Source organism: Methylopila turkensis, assembly GCF_027922325.1.
Classification (GTDB): domain Bacteria; phylum Pseudomonadota; class Alphaproteobacteria; order Rhizobiales; family Methylopilaceae; genus Methylopila; species Methylopila turkensis.
In genome coordinates this window covers 231134-249925 of record NZ_BSFL01000001.1, presented here as the reverse complement: position 1 = coordinate 249925, position 18792 = coordinate 231134, and the positions used below count along the sequence as shown (strand labels likewise).

Below are 18792 nucleotides of genomic sequence, written 5' to 3'. Positions count from 1 at the left end.
TGCAAACGTGGCGCCAGATCGTCTTGCGCGAGCGGTCCGCCCGGCGCTATCACGCTTGGGTCGGATGGAGTCGGGAGGTCGGCGCGGCATGAAGGCGGACGTGGACGCAGCGCGCCGGACCGCGCCGGACCGGGTCGGCGTCATCTGCCAGGCGCTGCGGCGCGCGATCATCGAGCGGGCGCTGGCGCCGGGCGACCGGCTGCCCGAGGACGCGCTCGGCGAGCGCTTCGGCGTCAGTCGCACCATCGCCCGCCACGCGCTTGGCCAGCTCGGCTCCGAGGGGCTGGTGGAGCTTCGCCGCAACCGCATCGCCGTGGTCGCGACCCCGAGCTGGGACGAGGCGCGCGACCTGTTCGACGTGCGCGCCGGGCTCGAACGGCTGGTGGTGAAGCGGCTCGCGGGCCGGCTGACCCGCGCGCAGGTCGCGGAGCTGGAGGAGGGCATCGAGCGCGAGCGGCAGGCGAAGGGCGGCCCGGAGCCGATCTCGATCCGGCTCGCGACCGAGTTCCACATCCGCCTCGCCGAGATGACCGGCAGCCCGGTGCTCATCCGCTACGTCAGCGAGATCGCCTACCGCTGCTGCCTGACGCTCGCGCTGTTCTCCCGGCCGCATTCCTCGGACTGCGCGGTCAGCGAGCACCTCGAGATCGTGGCCGCCCTCGCCGGCGGCGACGCGGACCGGGCGACGGCCTTGATGGACCACCATCTCGACGCGGTCGCAGGCCGCGCGCTGCTGTCGGAGGCGACGGCGAAGCCGCGCAACATCATGGACGTGCTCGCGCCTTACGCGCTCGACGCCGCGCCGTCGAAGGGCGGGCGCGGAGGGCGGTGACAGCGCGTGCAAATTAGAGGCGCGATCAAGCGCCGGTCATGCCCGGCGAAGCCGGGTATCCACGACTTGGGCGTCGGGCGCTGCGAGTGAAGGCAAGTCGTGGATGTCCGCGAAGGCGGGCATGACGGCGGACTCCTGAAAGGCCGCTCAGGCCTCGACGCCGAGGCGCGTAAGAATGCGTTCGGCGCTGTCATTCCAGACGTCCATGGTGACGATCTTGCCGCCGCGCACCAGGAAGCGGTCGACGTAGCGGTTGCCTTCGAACGGCTCGCCGTCGGGCCATGCGCCATAGAGCGTGCCGACGCTGTAGACCACGGTCTCGCCGTCGCCCGGCGCCACGTCGAACCGCTCCATCCGCTTCTTCACCCAGGCGTAGCGCATGGCGTTGAAGGCGGTGGGACCGCTCGGATGCGTGAAGGGGCGGCCGCCGGTGAAGGTGATCCGCACGTCGTCGGCCATGTAGCTCGCGGCCCGCTCGGGATCCGGGACCATCGAGGCCTCGAGGAAATCGCGCACCAGCGCGGCGTCAGGGGACAGGGCGTCGGACATCGGATTCATCCTCACGGCTGCGGGACGTCCAAGCTTTAAGCAGAATGCGAGGCAAAGTGCATGCAATTAGTTCATGCATTTTGCGCCCCCGGCGCTAGTTTTATGGGCATGTTCCGCGGACGCTGCGCATGACCCTCGATCTCGTCGTCACCAATCTCAACACGCGCGACGCCCCGGCGCCGGTCGCAATCGGGATCGCCGGAGGACGGATCGCGGCGATCGAGCGCGAGATCGTCTGCGACGCGCCTGTGATCGACGCCGGCGGGCGGTTTGGCCTGCCGGGCTTCGTCGACACCCACGTCCATCTCGACAAGGCCTGCCTGCTCGGGCGCTGCGGCCACGCCCATGGCGACCTGAAGGCCGCGATCGCGACCGTCGCGCGGCTGAAGGCGGACTTCACCGAAGAGGACGTGCTCGCCCGCGCCGGCCGCTGCCTCGACCGCGCGATCGCCCACGGCACGACGCGGATGCGGACCCATGTGGAGGTGGACCCGCGCGCCGGCCTTCGCAGCTTCCGCGCGCTGGCCCAGGCGAAGCGCGATTACGCCTGGGGTATCGACCTCGAGCTCTGCGTGTTCCCGCAGGAGGGGCTGACCAACGATCCCGGCTGCGAGGAGCTGCTGGTCGCGGCGCTGGAGGAGGGCGCCGATGTTCTCGGCGGCTGCCCTTACACCGACACGGACCCGATCGCCCAGCTCGACCGCCTGTTCGAGCTCGCCGCGGATTATGACGTCGCGCTCGATCTCCATCTCGACTTCGATCTCGACGCCTCCACCGGCCATCTGGAGGACGTCTGCCGGCGGACGGAGGCGTTCGGCCGCGGCGGCCGGGTCGCGGTCGGCCATGTGACCAAACTCTCCGCCATGACGCCGAGCGCCTTCGAGCGCGCCGCCGCCCGGCTCGCGGGCGCCGGCGTCGCGCTGACGGCGCTGCCCGCCACCGACCTCTACCTGATGGGGCGCGACCGCTTCGCCGACCGGCCCCGCGGCGTGACGCCCGCGCACGAGCTCGCGCGCCGCGGCGTCACCGCCTCGATCGCCACCAACAACGTGCAGAACCCGTTCACGCCGTTCGGCGACCTGTCGCTGATGCGGATGGCGAACCTCTACGCCAACGTGGCGCAGGTCGGCCCCGACGGTTTCGACGCCTGCCTCGACCTCGTCACCGACGGGCCGGCGCGGCTGATGAACCTCGACGACTACGGCCTGCGCGTCGGCGCCGCGGCCGATCTCGTCGTGCTCGACGCGGCGGACGCCGGAGAGGCCTTCGCCGACATCGCGGCCCCGCTCTGGGGCCTGAAGCGCGGGCGGCGGAGCTTCGAGCGGCCGCGCGCCGCGCTCAACCCGCCTGCCGCCTGATCCTCGAGGACACGCAATGACCGCCCCGACCGTCGACACGGCCCGCTTCCTCGCCGACCTCCACGAACTGCGCCAGATCGGCCGGTTCAAGACCGGCGTCCATCGTCCGACCTATTCGCCGCAGGACATGGAGTCCCGCGAATGGCTGATGCGGAAGATGGCGGAGATCGGCCTCGCCCCCGAGATGGACGGCGTCGGCACGGTGATCGGCCGCGGGGAGGGCGCCGGCCGCCGCCTGCTCGCCGGCAGCCATATCGAGAGCCAGAACGAGGCCGGCTGGCTCGACGGGGCGCTCGGCGTGGTCGCGGCGCTCGCGCTCGCCCGCTCGGGGCTCGCGGTCGATCCGATCGCCTTCGCGGACGAGGAGGGGCATTTCGACGTCGGCTTCCTCGGCAGCCGCTCGGCGATCGGCGACCTGACGGAAGCCGAGATCGACGGCTCCCGCAACCGCACCGACGGCACGCCGCTGCGCGCCGCGCTGAAGGCGGCCGGGCTCGAAGGCCGCCCGCGCCTGACGCTCGATCCCGCCCGCTACCGCGGCTATCTCGAAATGCACATCGAGCAGGGCACGACGCTGGAGAACGCCGGCGAGCGCGTCGGCGTCGTCACCGGCATCGTCGCGATCTGGCAGTTCCGGCTGATCGTCGAGGGCGCGCAGGACCACGCCGGCGGCACCACCATGGCCGAGCGCCGGGACGCCGGGCTCACCGCCGTGCGCCTGCTGGCCGCGATCGACGCGGAGTTCCCGCGCGTCTGCGGCGAGCGCAGCACCTGGACCACGGGCCGCATCGCGCTCGACCCCGGCGCGCCCAGCATCATTCCGGGGACCGCCGACGTGCTGTTCCAGTTCCGCGACGTCGAGATCGCGGTTCTCGAGCGGATGGAGGACTGCCTTCGCCGCCTCGTTCAGGAGAGCAACCGTCGCGAGCGCTGCCACACCACAATCGAGGTCCTGAGCCGCGCCGTCCCCGCCGTCTGCGATCCCGGCCTGATGGACGCGCTGTCGGCCGCCGCCGAGCGCCTGGCGCCGGGCGCGTGGCGGCGCATGCCGAGCGGCGCGGGCCACGACGCCCAGAACCTCGCGCGCATCATGCCGGCCGCGATGCTGTTCACGCCCTCGATCGGCGGCATCAGCCACCACTGGTCGGAGGACACCAAGGAAGAGGACCTCGCGCTCGGCGTCGAGGTGCTGTTCGAGGCCGCGCGGAGCGTGCTGGCGGGGTAGGGGGCGAAGCGCGGGCAAGACGTGCGTTTGACGGCGGCGCGAACCGCCGCGCCTCACACGCTCAGGCCGCGGGCGACGACCGGGATCTCGCCGACGATCGTAGCCCCGCGCACGGCGACGAGGCGGTCGACCATGTTCACCACCACGCAGACATGGTTCGGCACGATCCGCACCACGTCGCCGACGGCGGGCTTCGCCGCGCAGGCCCGGAGGTCGAGGAACCCGTGCTCCTCCGAGAGCGCGCCGATGCGGGCGTCGGGGTGTTCGAGGATGAGGCCGTGGCCGTCGAGGCCGCCGGGGTCGCTGGTCAGCGTCTTGGAGCCGGCGTCGACGATGCCGCGCTCAGGTCCCGCGCGGCTCACGACCGTGGCGTAGACATGGGCGGCGCAGTCCCGAAGCGTCGCCACCCCAGCCGCCATCTGCATTCGGTCGTTGAAGATATAAGTGCCGGGACGGTGCTCGGTCGCGCCTTTCAGCGCGCCGAGGTTCTTCAGGTTCGGCGAGCCGCCGGTCGACACGATGCCGGGCTTCAGCCCCTCCGCGGCGAGGCCCGCGCGGGCCGTGTCGAGGAAGCCTTGCGTCTCCGGCCAGCGGTCCGGCGGCGGATAGAGCAGCAGGCCGGCGAAGCGGAGCCCCGGCGTCGCCGCGATCCGCTTCGCGAGCGCGACGGCCTCCGCCGGCGTCTCGACGCCCGCGCGCTTCAGGCCGGTGTCGCATTCCACGACGACGTCGAGCGGCCGGCCCGCGATCTCCGCCGCGGGTGCGAGGCCGTCCACGGTGACGGGGCTGTCGGCGGCGACCGTCACCCGCGCCCGCTTCAGAAGCGCGCCGAGCCGGCCGACGTTGCGCTCGCCCAGCAGGTTGTAGCTGATCAGGATGTCGTCGAGCCCGCCGTCGGCCATCGCCTCGGCCTCGCCGAGCTTCTGGCAGGTGACGCCCTTCGCGCCCGCCGCGACCTGCAGCCTCGCAAGCTCCGGCGACTTGTGGGTCTTCACGTGCGGGCGGTTCGCGACGCCGGCGGCGTCGCACAAGCCTTGCACGCGCGCGACGTTGGCCTCGACGACGTCGAGATCGACCACGACCGCGGGCGTGCCGAGCGTGCGGGCGATCTTGGCGCCCAGCGGCGTCGTCATGGCAGGATCCGGACGATCGCCTCGATCTCGACCGTCATGCCGTTCGGCAGCGAGCCCATGCCGACCGCCGAGCGGGCGTGGCGGCCGCGCTCGCCCAGCACCGCGACCAGCAGGTCCGAGCAGCCGTTGATCACCTCCGGCTGCTGCGTGAAGTCCGGCGTCGCGTTGACCATGCCGAGCAGCTTCACGATCTCGACCTTGTCGAGGTCGCCGGCCGCGGCCTTGATGGCGGCGAGCAGGCCGAGCCCGACCAGCTTCGCGTGCTCGTAGGCCTCCGCGACCGTGACCTCGGCGCCGACCTTGCCGACATGGTGCGAGCCGTCGGCGAGGCGGGGGCCCTGGCCCGAGAGGAACAGCAGATCGCCGACGCGCTTCGCCGGAACATAGGTCGCGACCGGGGTGTAGGTCGCCGGGAGCTCCAGTCCGAGCTCGTTCAGTCTGTCTTCCGCGCTCACGCCGCCTCCTTAATGTCGTCCGCGCCGGCGCCCCGCGAACGGCGCGCCGCGCACCCGTCATAGGCCGGCGACGCGCGGGGACATAGCCGGGCGGCCCCATTTTCCGCGCGGGTTCGGCTTGGGTGGCGGGGCGCCCGCTGGCACGGCGCTTGAATTGGCGGCGCGCGGGCCGGATCGTCGCGGCCCGCCGCCTCAGGCCTCCCGACACAGGTGACCCGCCCGTGCCCACGCTTCTGATCCGCCACGCCGACGTGCTCGTGACCATGGACGCCGCGCGCCGCGAGATCGCCGACGGCGGCCTGTTCGCCCGCGACGGCGTCATCGAGCAGGTGGGGCCGACCGCGGAGCTGCCGGCGGAGGCGGACCGGGTGATCGACATGAGGGGCCGCGTGGTGACGCCCGGCCTCGTCAACACCCACCACCACCTCTACCAGAACCTGACCCGCGTGGTGCCCGCGGCGCAGGACGCGCTGCTGTTCGGCTGGCTCAGGACGCTCTACCCGATCTGGGCGCGGATGGGGCCGGAGCACATCCGCGTGTCGACGCTGGTCGGGCTAATGGAGCTCGCGGAGACCGGCTGCACCACCAGCTCCGACCACCTCTACATGTATCCGAACGGCGCGCGCCTCGACGACTCGATCGAGGCCGCGGTCGAGAGCGGCGTGCGGTTCCATCCCACCCGCGGCTCCATGAGCATCGGCGAATCCCAGGGCGGCCTGCCGCCGGACGCGCTGGTGGAGCGGGAGGACGCCATCCTCGCCGACTGCCGCCGCGTCATCGAGACGTTCCACGACCCCGCGCCGTTCGCGATGGTGCGCGTCGGCGTCGCGCCGTGCTCGCCGTTCTCGGTCAGCCGCGACCTGATGCGGGCGTCGGCCGAGCTCGCCCGGAGCTACGGCGTCGGGCTGCACACCCATCTCGCCGAGAACGTCGAAGACGTGGCCTATTCGCTCGACCAGTTCGGCGTTCGACCGGGCGCCTATGCGGAGGAGCTCGGCTGGTGCGGGCATGACGTCTGGCACGCCCACTGCGTGCAGCTCGATCCCGGCGAGATCTCCCTGTTCGCCCGCAGCGGGACCGGCGTCGCGCATTGCCCGTGCTCGAACATGCGGCTCGGCAGCGGCGTCGCGCCGGTCCGGGCGATGCTCGACGCCGGCGTCACGGTTGGCCTCGGCGTGGACGGTTCGGCCTCGAACGACTCCGCCCACATGCTGAACGAGGCCCGTCAGGCGCTGCTGCTGCAGCGGGTCGCGCGCGGCGGCTCGGCGCTGTCGGCGCGGGAGGCGCTGGAGCTCGCGACGCTCGGCGGCGCGAAGACGCTCGGCCGCCCGGACATCGGCGCGCTCGCGCCCGGCATGGCGGCGGACCTCGCCGCCTTCGACATGGGCGCGGTCGCCTTCGCGGGCGCGCAATGGGACCCGGTCGCGGCGCTGGTGTTCTGCGGACCGGCGCGCGCGGACCTCACCGTCGTCAACGGGCGGGTGGTGGTCGAAGGCGGTCGCTGCGTCACGGTCGACCGCGACCGCGCCCTCCGGCGGCACGCGGACCTGGCCACAGCGCTGATCGGCGCCGCGCTTTGAGGCGCCTAAGCCCGTCAAAGAGAGCCGGCGGGCCGCCCATGACTATTTTGTGACCAGTAACCGTGCGATCAGCCTTGCATATGGGCATTGTGTTTGTCCGGTTACACTTGTCGATTACGGGCGGACCGGCAATCCAGTCTTATTGACCGTTCGGTCAGGTCGTGTGACCTTTCGTTTCGCATCGGGGATTGATGTATCCGAAACACAGATTCGCGCATGAATGCTGCGCGACATCATGAATCTGCGACCATATCGGGGGCGCTTAACAATGACGTCTGCTTTGAATACATGCCGGAACTGGAGCGCTGGCCTTGTGACCGCGGCGGCGCTTGCGTTCGGCGCCACGGCCGCCTCCGCCGCCGATCTCGCTGACCCGGCCGCGCCCGCGGCGCCTGCGCCGTTCTCATTCAGCGTCACCGAGATCCAGTTCCAGTACGGCAGGCTCGACAACCCGTTCAACGACACCAAGAGCTGGACGCCGATCGTGACGCTTCAGCACGCCTCGAGCTGGGTGTTCGGCGACGTGTTCTTCTTCATCGACTATCTCGACGACCGCCGAACCGACGTCACCAACTTCAACGACAAGGACTTCTACGGCGAGTTCTACGCCTATTTCAGCTCGGCCAAGCTGCTCGGCATGACCTATCCCGGCCCGATCAAGGACGTCGGCGTGGTCGCCGGCGTGAACGCGGGCGCGGACGCGAACTATCTGGGCTACCTGCCGGGCGTCTATGTCGATTGGAAGGTGCCGGGCTTCGTCCACTTCCGCACCCAGTTCACCGCCCTCATCGACGACAGCGACTTCCCCGCCGAGCAGAAGGACGGCTGGCAGGCGGACTGGTCGTTCGTCGCGCCGTTCGAGCTGGCCGGCCAGTTCTTCAGCTTCGAAGGCCACGTCGAATACACGGCCAACTCGCGCAACAAGAGCTTCGGCACCAAGCAGAGCGACTGGATCCTCGGCCAGCCGCAGCTGCGCTGGGACGCGGGCTACGCCTTCACCGGCAAGAAAGACGTGCTCTTCCTCGGCACCGAATACCAGTTCTGGATCAACAAGCTCGGCAACAAGGACATCGACGAGAGCGCGTTCCAGGCGCTCGCGGTGGTGCGCTTCTGATCCGGACGTCCTGACCCTTATCGCTTCCTCCCGAACTGGCGGCCGGCGCGTTCCACGCGCCGGCCGTTTTTTCGTGGGCGGGCGGACGCACTGGCGCCGGGCCGGCGGCATGGGGTAGGAAGGCCCTCGACGGCGACGCCGCCGTCGCCAGAGGTCGAGGCGCAGTTGGATCAGGCGAGGCCCGGACGCGATCACGGCGATGAACCGGCCGAGGCGGGCGCGCGCGAAAAGACGACCAACGCCGAGGCCAAGATCCTCGACGCCGCCGAACAGGTCTTCGCGCAATACGGCTTCCGCGGCGCCACCACGGCGATGATCGCCGAGCGGGCGGGCGTGACGAAGTCCAACATCTACTATTATCACCGCAGCAAAGAGGCGCTCTACCGGGCGCTGCTCAACGGCATCCTGAAGGTCTGGGCCGACACGCTGCGGCTGATCGACGAGGATAAGTCGCCGGAGGACTGCATCCGGCTCTATCTCCGCCGGAAGATGGAGTTTTCGCGCGCGCGGCCGCAGCTGTCGCGCATCTTCGCGAACGAGATCATCAGCGGCGCGCCGCACATCGGCGACCAGATCGCCGCGGCCACGCGCCCGCTGCTCGAGGAGAAGGCGGCCCTCATCGCGCGCTGGATCGAGGAAGGCCGGATCAGCCCGGCGGTGAACCCGACCTTCCTGATCTTCATGCTGTGGGCCTCGACCCAGGCCTACGCCGATTTCGCGGCGCAGATGCAGATCCTGCTCGGCAAGACCAAGCTGGAGCCCGCCGACTACGACGGCGCGCTCGACACCATCACCGCCGTCGCCCTTGGCGGCGCCCTGCCGCGCGACTGAGCGCTCGCGGGCGGGGGGCTGCTCAGGACTGCTCAGGACTGCGGATCAGATCGACCGTCATGCCCGCCTTCGCGGGCATGACGGAGACGCGGCCTCAGCCGCCACTTGGCCGCCCGAAAACCTCAGCCGAGGTTGCCGGTCATGCCCTTCACGAACCAGTTGATGCTGCGGATGCCCTTGGCGTCGAGCACGCCGCCCGCGGCGACGCGGGTCGCGCCCTTTTGGTCCTTGATCTCGCCGGCGAAGGGTTGGAGCGTCCCGGCCTTGATCGCCTCCTCCTTGGCGGCGAGCATGGCCTTCACGTCGTCGGGGATCGCGGCGTTGTAGGGCGACATCTTCACGACGCCCTCCTTCAGCCCGTCCCAGCGCTCCTCCGAGATCCAGGTCCCCTCCAGCACCTTGCGGGTCGCGCCGACATATTCGCTCGTCCAGTCGAGCGTGAAGGCGGTGAGGTGCTTGGTCGGCGCGAATTTCGACATGTCGCTGGCGTAGCCGATGCCCCAGACGCCGGCGGTCTCCGCCGCCTGCACGCTCGAAGGCGTGTCGGTCATGCCGCAGATCACGTCGCAGCCCTGCGCGATCAGCGCCGCCGCGGCGTCCTTCTCCTTGCCCGGGTCGAACCAGGAATTGAGGAAGATCGTCGAGCAGGTCGCCGCCGGATTGACGCTCTGGGCGCCGAGCAGCAGCGCGTTGGCGGGGCCGACGATGTCCGGGATCGGGAAGCCGCCGACGAAGCCGATCTTGCCGGTCTTCGACATCTTGCCCGCGGCGACGCCGGCGAGATAGGTGCCCTCGTAATACTTGGCCTCGAAGGTGCCGAGGTTCGGCAGGTGCACGATGCCGGAGCAGTGCTCGAACTTCACCTTCGGGAACTGGCGCGCGACCTTCTGCAGCGGCGTGCCGTGCGAGAAGCTGGTGCCGAAGATGAGCTGGTGGCCGCCGGCCGCGAGGTCGCGGAAGGTGCGGTCCGCGTCCTGCGGGTTCGCGATGTTCTCGAGCACCGTCATCGCAACCTTGTCGCCGAAGGTCGATTTGATCGCTTCGACGCCGAGCGAATGCTGCTTGGTCCAGCCGATGTCGGAGATCGGAGACACGTAGGCGACGGCGATCTTGAGCGGGGCCGCCGCGCGGGCGGGGGAGCCTGCGAGCGACGCGGCGGCGAGGCCTGCGCCCGTGGCGCCGAGGCCGGCGAGCATCTGGCGGCGGTCGAGGACGTTCGGATCGAAGGGGCGCATCTCGGGTGTCCGATGACAGGAGTTGAAGCCGCCGCGGCGGGCGGCTGCGCTTCCTCGCGGACATGCGCGTTCGTCACGCTAGCGGACGCCGCGGCTTTCGATCAATCTCTCGTCACGATTAAAATAAATGCAGAGCTGGCCGCAATTATGTGCTTGGCAAAATTCGCGCGCGCCGGCTAAGTCCTCGACAGTACAAGAACGCGAGCTTTCAAATGACCGGACGCGCTCCCGACAGGGCGCTGGTCGATGATTGGCACGTCGTTGTGGATCGGTCCTGGCTGACGTTCGGCCAACTGTATCGAACGAAGCTCTTCGGCGCAGCGCTGCAGATCTCCCCCGACGTCGACGGACGGGCGAGGGTCAGCCTCTCCGCGACTGGGGCGGTGTTGCCCTCAGTGGAACGCTACGGGCTGGTGTTCGCCTCCGTCGGCCGTCCGGCGCGGGACGTGCTCGACATCCCCGAGGCGCGGGAAAGCGATCGGCTGATCGTGACCGGCGGCTCGATCGGCGTCGGCGTCTCCGGGCTTCGGGCGGTCGAGAACTTTCTCGATCTCGGCCATCTGCCCTTCGTGCATGCCGACATTCTCGGCGACGAAGCCCACACCGAGGTCGAGGACTACGACGTCGCGCGCGCCGAGGACGGCGGCATCCTCGTCACGAACTGCCGCTTCTTCCAGCCGGTCGCCTCGCCGAGCGCGTCCGGCGGCATCATGGCGGATTACGCCTACCGCGTGTTCCGGCCGTTCACGGTCGGGCTCTACAAGACCAACCCGAAGCAGCCCGACCGGCGCGACTTCATCGCGCTGTTCGTGCAGCCGGTGGACGAGGAGCGCTGCGTCGCGCACTCGCTGCTCGCCTATGTCGAGGACGGGCTGACGGCCGCCGGAGTGCGGGCGTTCATGCAGCTCATCTTCGCGCAGGACAAGCCGATCCTCGAGAACCATGTCCCGAAGCGGCTGCCGCTCGACCCGCGGGCCGAGACGCCGATCCGCGCCGACAAGTCCTCGATCGCCTACCGCCGCTGGCTGAGCGAGCTCGGCGTCACCTATGGCGCGATCCCGGCCTGAGCCGGCTTTCGCGACGCATCCGGATTAAGATCGCAATGACCGAACCCGCTTCACTGTCCGCCGCCGAACGGGACGCCTGGCAGGTGGTCTCCCCGCTCGACGAGATCGCCGCGGGCCGCGAGGTCGCCACGGTCCTGTTCGGCGAGCCGGTCACCGTCGCGCGCGAGGGCGGCTCCGCGGTCGCGCGGCGCGCGGACGGGGCGGCGATGCCTACGATCGAGCGCTACGGCTATGTCTGGACCAGCGTCGGCGCGCCCGAGGGCGACCTGTTCCCGCTGCCGGAATTCGCCGAGCCCGACCGCCGCAACCTGCACGGCGCGACCATCGGCGTCAGGGTCTCGGCGCCGCGCGCGATCGAGAACTTCCTCGACATGGGCCACTTCCCCTTCGTGCACACCGGCATCCTCGGCGAGGAGCCGCACACCGAGGTGAAGGACTACGACGTCGAGGTCTCGGCCGAGCGCGACGAGGTGCTGGCGACCGGCTGCCTGTTCTACCAGCCGATGGCGGCCGCAAGCGCCAAGGCCGGCATCGAGGTCGAGTATGTCTACCGGGTGCCGCATCCGTTCTGCTCGGTGCTTTACAAGTCGAGCCCCGGCGCTCCGGGGCGGCGGGACGTGATCGCGCTGTTCCTTCAGCCGGTGGGCGAGGAGCAGGTGAGGGCGCACATGCTGCTGTCGCTGATCGACGATGTCAGCACGGACGCCCATCTCCGCAATTTCCAGCAGACCATCTTCGCGCAGGACAAGCCGATCCTTGAGAACCAGGTGCCGAAGCGGCTGCCGCTGGACCCGCGGGCCGAGACGCCGATCCGCGCCGACAAGTCCGCGATCGCCTACCGACGCTGGCTTTCGGCCAAGGGCGTCGGCTACGGCGTCATCCCGGCGCGCGGCTGAGCGGGCCGATCATGCAGCAGGATCTTCGCGCGCTCTGGTTCCCGGTCGCCTCGAGCGGCGATCTTCCCCTCCGCCACGTCTACCAGGGACAGCTTCTCGGGCTCGAATTCGCGGTCTGGCGCGCCGACGACGGCGCGGTCAACGTTTGGGAGAACCGCTGCCTGCATCGCGGGGTGCGGCTGTCGATCGGGCTCAATCTCGGCTCCGAGCTCAAGTGCCAGTACCACGGCTGGCGCTACGCCAATGGCGACGCAAGCTGCCTCTACATCCCGGCGCATCCTGCCAACGCCCCGGCGCGGACGATCCGCAACCGGGTCTACCGCTCGGTCGAGCGCTACGGGCTGATCTGGTCCGCGATCGAGCCGCTGGCCGAACCGCCGGTCATCCCGGAGCTCGAAACGGCTGAGCCTCTCGCGCTGCGGCCGATGCCGGTCGCGGCGCCGGCGTCGCGCGTCGTCGAGGCGCTGCGGAGCTACGCCGCGCGTCTCGGCGCCGAGGCCGTGGAGCCGGCGGCCGAGGTTCCGCCCGCCGGCGCGTTCGCGCTGCGCGCGTCTTGGCGGCGGGACGGCGAGGTGGAGGCCGCGGCGTTCTTCGTGCAGCCGACCGCCGCGCGCGCCTGCGTGATCCGCGGCCTTCTGCTCGGCGACGTCGCAGAGGCGGAGCGCGTCGCGACGCTCAAGGCGCACAACGCCGCGCTGACCGCGTTGCGCGAGGAGGCGGAGGCCGCCGACGCGCGGGAGCCGGACGCCGCAGCCGCGGTCGAGGAGGCCAAGATCCCGCTGTCGCCCCGGGTCACGACCGTCGCAGGCGGCGAGCGCGCCGCAAGCGGCGAGGCGATCCGGGTGCGGGTCGCGCGCAAATGGCGGGTGGCGGCCGACGTCGTCGCGCTGCGGCTGGAGCCGATCTCCGGCGCGCTGCCGCCCCCTGCGCCCGGCGCGCATGTGGACCTGCATCTGCCGAACGGTCTGGTGCGGCAGTATTCGCTGACCAACGGCCCGGCCGAGCGCGACGCCTATGTCGTCGCCGTGAAGCGCGAGCCGCAATCCCGCGGCGGCTCGGCGGCGGTCCATGACGCGGTGCGCGAGGGCGACCTGCTCGCCGTCAGCCCGCCGCACGACAATTTCCGCCTCGCGCGCGGCGGCGGCCGCCACGTGCTGCTCGCGGGCGGCATCGGCGTCACGCCGCTGCTCGCCATGGCGAAGGCGCTGGCGGCGACGGGGCGATCGTTCGAGCTGCACCTGTTCGCGCGGTCCGAAGAGCATGCCCCGTTCGCGGACGATCTCGGCGGGCTAGGCGCATCCGTGCAGATGCACACAGGGCTCGATCCGACGGCGACGGGCGACTGCATCTCCGCCATCCTCGCCGACCGCGCCGACGACGCGTATGTCTATGTCTGCGGACCGGCGCCGATGATCGAGGCCGCGGTCGCGCGCGCCGAGCAGGCCGGCTGGCCGGATTCCGCGGTGCATTTCGAGCATTTCGGCAACGCCAAGGCGGTCGACGACAGCACGGCCTTCGAGGTCGCGTTGGCGCGGTCCGCGATCACGGTCGCGATTCCCGCTGGGCGCACCATCACCGACGTCCTGCGCGAACACGGCGTTTCGGTTCCGACCTCCTGCGAGCAGGGCGCCTGCGGCACGTGCATCACCACAGTGCTCGAGGGCAAACCGGATCATCAAGACGTGTTCCTCTCCAAGGCCGAGCGCGCCAGCGACGCCTGCATGACGCCCTGCATCTCGCGCTCGCTCACCCCGCGCCTCGTGCTGGACCTCTGAGATGTTCGCTCATTCGACGCGACGTCCTGACTGGCGGACCCTCCCGTGCTGATCCTCCACGACTACGAGCTCTCGTCCGAGGCCTATGCGGCGCGGCTGATGCTGGGGTTCCTCGGCCTCGCGCATGAGTCGCGGCCCGTCGACGTCTATCCCGGCGCGGCCAACGAGGCGCCGGCGTTCCGGCGGCTGAGCCCGCTCGGCCGCGTGCCGGTGCTGGAGGACGGAGGCCTCGCGCTCTGGGACTGGCAGGCGATCCTGATCCATCTCGCGGCGACCTATGACGAAAGCCGTCGCTGGCTGCCGCAGGATCCGGCGCGGGCCGGCGCGATCGCGCAGTGGATGGCCGTGGGGCGCGAACTGGAGGACAGTTCCGGCCTCGCCCGGCGCCATCTCGCGATGTTCGTCGACGCCGACCTGCCGCTGGCGCAGGAGCGCGCGCATCGGCTGATGCGCCAGATGGACGAGCATCTCTGGTTCCAGGAGCAGGCGGGCCAAGACTGGCTGGTCGACGGTCCGCATCCGACGCTCGCCGATCTCGCGCCGTTCCCCGCCGTCATGCTGTCGGAGGAGGGCGGCGTCGACCGCCGGGACTATCCCGCCATCCGTCGCTGGTCGGAGCGCTTCCGCCGCACGCCGGGCTTCGTCACCATGTCCGGCGTGTTCCCCGCGGCGCCCTTGGGCTGAGCCGCAAGCCCCGCGCGCCATGCGCGGGACGCGCGCCTTCCATGCCGCCTCTGCGGCCTTCGCGGGGAACTCCCCCGCGCCTCCGCGCATTTTGCAGCCGAACGTCTCTCATGACGGATTGGAGAAGCGCGATGCGCAAGACAGCATTCATCCTCGCCCTCGCGGCGATGCCCTTCGCGGCCCCGGCTTTCGCCGCGACCGACAGCCTCTCGACCCAGCAGCGCAACATCGCGGCCTGCAACGCGCTGGCCGATTCCTACGGCGTGACCGGCTACGCCCGCAGCGGCATCGTTCAGCGCTGCTTCGAGCAGAAGACCACCGCGGAACACCGCGCGGGCTGAGCTGCGCATAAGCTCGGCGTCATGGTCCGGCTTGACCGGACCATCCATCTCAGGCGTGGAGCTTGACGTCAGGGATGGGTCCTCCGGTCAAGCCGGAGGACGACGAGCGACAAGGTCGGCGCATCGTCGCCACGGCAAAGCGGTTCGCCGACCGCTCGTCTAAGTCTCACCATCCCGCGGCGGCAGCCGATCGAAAATCCGGTCGGCCGCCAGCGGCAGGGCGCAGAAGCGCCGGCCGGTCGCGTCCCGCACCGCGTTGGCGAGGGCCGCGGCGACGGGGTTGAACGGGCTCTCGCTCATCGACTTCGCGCCGAGCGGCCCGAGCGCGTCGCTGGTGTCGGCGAAGAGCACCTCGGTGTGCGGCGCGTCGGCGAATGCGGGGATGTGGTAGTTGCGCAATGTGCGCGTGACGACCTCTCCGCCAGGGCCGATGTCCACATGCTCGTAGAGCGCGGCGCCGACCGCCTGCGCGACCCCGCCCTCGATCTGTCCGCGGCACTGCAGCGGATTGATCACCACGCCGGCGTCCGCGCCGTGGACGCTCCTCAGAATGCGGATCGCCCCCGTGACGCGATGGACCGCGACGCGGAACGCCTGGACGTTGAAGGCCACGGATCGCGGGCTGCCATCTGAAAAGCCAGTGGCTGACAGCCCGCCCGGCGACCCGATCTCGGACAGCGACAGTTGGGCGTTGCCGGCCGCCACCCCGTCCTCAGCAAGCTCACATCCTTCCGGCGTCACGCCGAGACGCTCCGCCGCGACGTTCAGGATCGCCGCGCGCAGCCCGGTCGCGGCGATGTGCGCGGCCTTGCCGGCGACGACCGTTCCGGTCGATCCGAACGCGCCGGTGTCGTATCCGGAGGCGTCGGTGTCGGACTGCACGATCGCGATCCGGTCGGGCGTGGTGTTGAGCGCCGCGACCGCGAGCTGCGCGTGCACGGTGGTCGAGCCGTTGCCGAATTCGGCGGTGCCGACCGCAAGTTCATAGGCGCCGGCCGGCGTCAACCGCGCTTCGGCGTTGGCGTAATGGCCGCGCGGCGGAATCGTGTCGAGCATGCCGATCGCCATGCCTTCGCCCACCAGCCAGTCGGGCGACGGCGCGCCGGCCGCGCCGCGGTCCTCCGCCATCGCCGCCTCGACGAAGTCGAGGCACTGATCGAGGCCGTAGGAGCCGTACTCGACGTCATGCGGGTGGTCGTCGAAGGCGACCATGGCGTTGCCCGGCCGGATCGCGTTGATGCGGCGCATCTCGTAGGGGCTGATCCCGAGCGTGCGCGCCAGCTCGTCCATCGCGGACTCGATCGCGAAGTTGGTCTGGCTCAGGCCGTAGCCGCGGAAGGCCCCCGAGGGCACGACATTGGCGTAGACCACATGGCCCTCGACGCGCTTGGCGGCGCAGCGGTAGAGCGCGACGCTCTCGTTGCAGCCGTGGAAGAACACGCCGACGCCGTGGTTGCCATAGGCGCCGGTGTTCGACAGCACCTCCATCTCCATCGCGGTCAGCGCGCCGTCGGCGGCGGCGCCGAGCTTCACGCGCACCCGCATGGGGTGGCGGACGGTCGCCCCGGTGAACTGCTCCTCGCGCGTGAATTCGAGCTTCACCGGCCGGTTGAGCTTCAGCGCCGCCAGCGCGACGACGTCCTCGGTCAGCAACTCCTGCTTGCCGCCGAAACCGCCGCCGACGCGGGCGCACATCACCCGCACCTGCGCCTCGGGCAGGCCGAGCACAGATGCGAGGCGCCGGCGCGCGAGGAACGGCACCTGGCTGCTGGTGCGCACGTTCAGCCGTCCGTCCGCGCCGATCCAGGCCAGCGAGCCGTGGGTCTCGAGATGGACGTGCTGGATGCGGTGGCTCTCGAACACGCCCTCGTAGATCGAAGCGGCCGCCGCGAAGCCGGCGTCGGAGTCGCCGAGGTTTCCGTGGACATCGGCGAGCACGTTGCTCGTTCGACCGGGGCGGTCGTGGACAAGCGGCGCGCCCGGGCGAAGCGCCGCCTCGGCGTCGAACACCGGGGCCAGGGGTTCGTAGCTCACGCGGATCGCGCGGCAGCCGGCCTCCGCCGCGGCCTCGCTGTCCGCGACCACCGCCGCGACCCGCTGGCCGACGAAGCGCACGACGTCGTCGAGCACGCGCATGTCGGCCGGATCGTCGGCGTCAAGCTCGTGCAGCCCGGTCGACATCAGCGTCGCCGGCGCGTCCTCGTGGGTCAGGACCAGCCGCACGCCGGGCACGGCCAGGGCGCCGGAGACGTCGATCGACAGGATCTTTGCGTGCGGGTGCGGGGAGCGCAGCAGCTTCATGTGCAGCATGCCCTCCATCGCGAGGTCGAAGGTGTAGGGCTCCGATCCGGTCACGATCCGCCGGCTCGCCGGCGCGGGAGCGTTGCGGCCGGGCGCGGCGCCGGGGGGAGGGGCCTCCACATGAGCGACGCCGCGCACCGCGTCCTCGATCGCGCGGTAGCCGGTGCAGCGGCAGAGATTGCCCTTGAGCGCCCCGGGGAGATCGTCGAGCTGCGCGGGGGTCAGCCGCGACGCGGTCATGATCATGCCCGCGGTGCAGAAGCCGCACTGGAAGCCCTGCGCCGCGACGAAGCGCTCCTGCGTCGGCGACAGCGCGCCGTCCGGGGCGGCGAGGCCCTCGATCGTGGTGACGGCGCGCCCTTCGGCCCGGTGGGCCGGGAAGATGCAGCTGTGCACCGGCGCGTCGTCCACATGCACGGTGCAGGCGCCGCAGTCGCCGGCGTCGCAGCCTTTCTTGACGCCGAAAAAGCCCTGCTCGCGCAGGAACGTGCGCAGGCACTGGCCCGGACGGGGCGCCGCGTCGAGGTGTCGTCCGTTGACGGTGAAGCTCATGCCGCGAGTTCGGCCCTGATGTCTTCGGCGAGGTGAAAGGTCAGCATCCGGCGCCAGTCGGGGCGGCCGTGGACGTCGTCGTGCCAGAGCGCCGACGGAACCGCGCTCTCGATCGCGCCTGCGAGGGCGTCGGCGTCCGGCGTCTCCGCGAAGACGAGCCGCACCGGCCGCCGGGTCGAGGCGGTGATCGTCAGCGCGAGCCCGCCTTGGCCGTCGCGCATCCCGATCAGCAGCGCGGCCGAACGCCCGCGGGGCGTGAGCGAGGCCTGCCGGAACGCCGAGCGCGCCCGGAAGCTTGCGACGGGAAAGGCGACGGCCCGCAGCAACTCGCCCGGCCGGAGCGCGTTCGTGCGGTCGCCGGTGACGAAGTCGGCCGCCTTGACTCGGCGTTCGCCGCCCTCCGGCGTCCAGATCAGGCAGGTGGCGTCGGTTGCGGCGGCGAGCGAGGTCATCGGTCCCGCGGGAAGCGCGAGGCACATGTTGCCGCCGACCGTCGCCATGTTCCAGATCTTGAACGAGCCCAGCAGCGCGCCGCAGCACTGCGGGATCAGCCGGGCCGACGTCCAGTCCGCCGGCGCCGCGAAGTCGTGGAGCGCGCGGATCGTGCAGGTCGCCGCGACCGTCAGCGCGTCGTCCGTCAGCTCGATCGGCGCCCAGCCGAAGCCGGCGAGATCGATCAGCCGGTCGAGGCCGGGCTGCGGCTCCGAATAGAGCCAGGTGCCGCCGCCGAGCCAGGCGTCGCCGGCGCGCCAGCCGGCGAGCGCGCTTCGGTCGGGGCGCGTCACCACGTCGGTGATGGTGTTGATGTCCAAACCTTGAGCTCCCCCGGCGCGTGTCGGCCGCCCGCTGACGGCGTGGCAAACC

Annotated in this window: 17 protein-coding genes; 11 read left to right on the top strand and 6 right to left on the bottom strand. The window is 70.9% G+C overall.

Annotated elements, in window-relative coordinates:
• Nucleotides 1-88: 88 nt before the first annotated feature.
• Nucleotides 89-832, top strand: a complete 744-nt coding sequence (locus tag PKE78_RS01110) for a GntR family transcriptional regulator (protein ID WP_271199000.1) — start codon at nucleotides 89-91, stop codon at nucleotides 830-832.
• Nucleotides 833-979: 147 nt separating this feature from the next.
• Here PKE78_RS01110 and PKE78_RS01105 read toward each other — a convergent pair whose 3' ends face one another.
• Nucleotides 980-1381, bottom strand: coding sequence for a nuclear transport factor 2 family protein (locus PKE78_RS01105; RefSeq protein WP_271198999.1), 402 nt, complete (start codon nucleotides 1379-1381; stop codon nucleotides 980-982).
• Nucleotides 1382-1509: 128 nt separating this feature from the next.
• Between PKE78_RS01105 and PKE78_RS01100 the strand changes: the two genes are divergently transcribed.
• Together PKE78_RS01100 and PKE78_RS01095 are read left to right on the top strand one after the other, a co-directional pair.
• A complete protein-coding gene (locus PKE78_RS01100) occupies nucleotides 1510-2739 on the top strand; it encodes an amidohydrolase family protein (RefSeq protein ID WP_271198998.1) in 1230 nt (409 codons plus the stop codon).
• Nucleotides 2740-2755: 16 nt separating this feature from the next.
• On the top strand, nucleotides 2756-3964 hold the full coding sequence (locus PKE78_RS01095; RefSeq protein WP_271198997.1) for a Zn-dependent hydrolase: 1209 nt from the start codon (nucleotides 2756-2758) through the stop codon (nucleotides 3962-3964).
• Between the two features lie 53 nt (nucleotides 3965-4017).
• Here PKE78_RS01095 and PKE78_RS01090 read toward each other — a convergent pair whose 3' ends face one another.
• Together PKE78_RS01090 and PKE78_RS01085 are read right to left on the bottom strand one after the other, a co-directional pair.
• On the bottom strand, nucleotides 4018-5097 hold the full coding sequence (locus PKE78_RS01090; RefSeq protein ID WP_271198996.1) for a D-TA family PLP-dependent enzyme: 1080 nt from the start codon (nucleotides 5095-5097) through the stop codon (nucleotides 4018-4020).
• Nucleotides 5094-5552: a RidA family protein gene (locus tag PKE78_RS01085; RefSeq protein ID WP_271198995.1), complete on the bottom strand. Its 459-nt coding sequence runs from the start codon at nucleotides 5550-5552 to the stop codon at nucleotides 5094-5096. The genes PKE78_RS01090 and PKE78_RS01085 overlap by 4 nt, the downstream gene beginning before the upstream one ends.
• 221 nt (nucleotides 5553-5773) lie before the next feature.
• Between PKE78_RS01085 and PKE78_RS01080 the strand changes: the two genes are divergently transcribed.
• The 3 genes from PKE78_RS01080 to PKE78_RS01070 all read left to right on the top strand — a co-directional run bounded on the left by PKE78_RS01080 (nucleotide 5774) and on the right by PKE78_RS01070 (nucleotide 9077).
• The gene (locus PKE78_RS01080) at nucleotides 5774-7132 is read left to right on the top strand and encodes an 8-oxoguanine deaminase (RefSeq protein ID WP_271198994.1); all 1359 of its coding nucleotides are present in this window, start codon (nucleotides 5774-5776) and stop codon (nucleotides 7130-7132) included.
• 313 nt (nucleotides 7133-7445) lie between these two features.
• Complete coding sequence (locus PKE78_RS01075) at nucleotides 7446-8246, top strand: hypothetical protein (RefSeq protein ID WP_271198993.1); 801 nt, start codon at nucleotides 7446-7448, stop codon at nucleotides 8244-8246.
• 165 nt (nucleotides 8247-8411) lie between these two features.
• Entirely contained in the window at nucleotides 8412-9077 is a 666-nt protein-coding gene (locus tag PKE78_RS01070; protein WP_271198992.1) for a TetR family transcriptional regulator C-terminal domain-containing protein, read from the top strand.
• A 122-nt stretch (nucleotides 9078-9199) separates the two neighbouring features.
• On the opposite strand, the gene PKE78_RS01065 is transcribed toward PKE78_RS01070, so the two are convergent.
• Nucleotides 9200-10312, bottom strand: a complete 1113-nt coding sequence (locus tag PKE78_RS01065; protein WP_271198991.1) for a BMP family ABC transporter substrate-binding protein — start codon at nucleotides 10310-10312, stop codon at nucleotides 9200-9202.
• 212 nt (nucleotides 10313-10524) lie between these two features.
• On the opposite strand from PKE78_RS01065, the gene PKE78_RS01060 reads away from it, so the two are divergent.
• The 5 genes from PKE78_RS01060 (at nucleotide 10525) to PKE78_RS01040 (ending at nucleotide 15075) form a co-directional block, all read left to right on the top strand.
• Nucleotides 10525-11379, top strand: coding sequence for an aromatic ring-hydroxylating oxygenase subunit alpha (locus PKE78_RS01060; protein WP_271198990.1), 855 nt, complete (start codon nucleotides 10525-10527; stop codon nucleotides 11377-11379).
• Nucleotides 11380-11414: 35 nt separating this feature from the next.
• Nucleotides 11415-12275, top strand: coding sequence for an aromatic ring-hydroxylating oxygenase subunit alpha (locus PKE78_RS01055; protein WP_271198989.1), 861 nt, complete (start codon nucleotides 11415-11417; stop codon nucleotides 12273-12275).
• An 11-nt stretch (nucleotides 12276-12286) separates the two neighbouring features.
• Nucleotides 12287-14050 (top strand): Rieske 2Fe-2S domain-containing protein, encoded by a 1764-nt coding sequence (locus PKE78_RS01050; RefSeq protein WP_271198988.1) that lies wholly within the window; start codon nucleotides 12287-12289, stop codon nucleotides 14048-14050.
• Between the two features lie 45 nt (nucleotides 14051-14095).
• Complete coding sequence (locus PKE78_RS01045; protein WP_271198987.1) at nucleotides 14096-14734, top strand: glutathione S-transferase family protein; 639 nt, start codon at nucleotides 14096-14098, stop codon at nucleotides 14732-14734.
• A 131-nt stretch (nucleotides 14735-14865) separates the two neighbouring features.
• A complete protein-coding gene (locus tag PKE78_RS01040) occupies nucleotides 14866-15075 on the top strand; it encodes a hypothetical protein (RefSeq protein WP_271198986.1) in 210 nt (69 codons plus the stop codon).
• Between the two features lie 159 nt (nucleotides 15076-15234).
• Here the strand turns inward: PKE78_RS01040 and PKE78_RS01035 are convergent, their stop codons facing one another.
• Both PKE78_RS01035 and PKE78_RS01030 read right to left on the bottom strand, forming a co-directional pair.
• Entirely contained in the window at nucleotides 15235-17928 is a 2694-nt protein-coding gene (locus tag PKE78_RS01035) for a molybdopterin-dependent oxidoreductase (RefSeq protein WP_271198985.1), read from the bottom strand.
• On the bottom strand, nucleotides 17925-18740 hold the full coding sequence (locus tag PKE78_RS01030) for an FAD binding domain-containing protein (RefSeq protein WP_271198984.1): 816 nt from the start codon (nucleotides 18738-18740) through the stop codon (nucleotides 17925-17927). Before PKE78_RS01030 ends, PKE78_RS01035 begins: the two co-directional genes overlap by 4 nt.
• Between the last annotated feature and the right edge of the window lie 52 nt (nucleotides 18741-18792).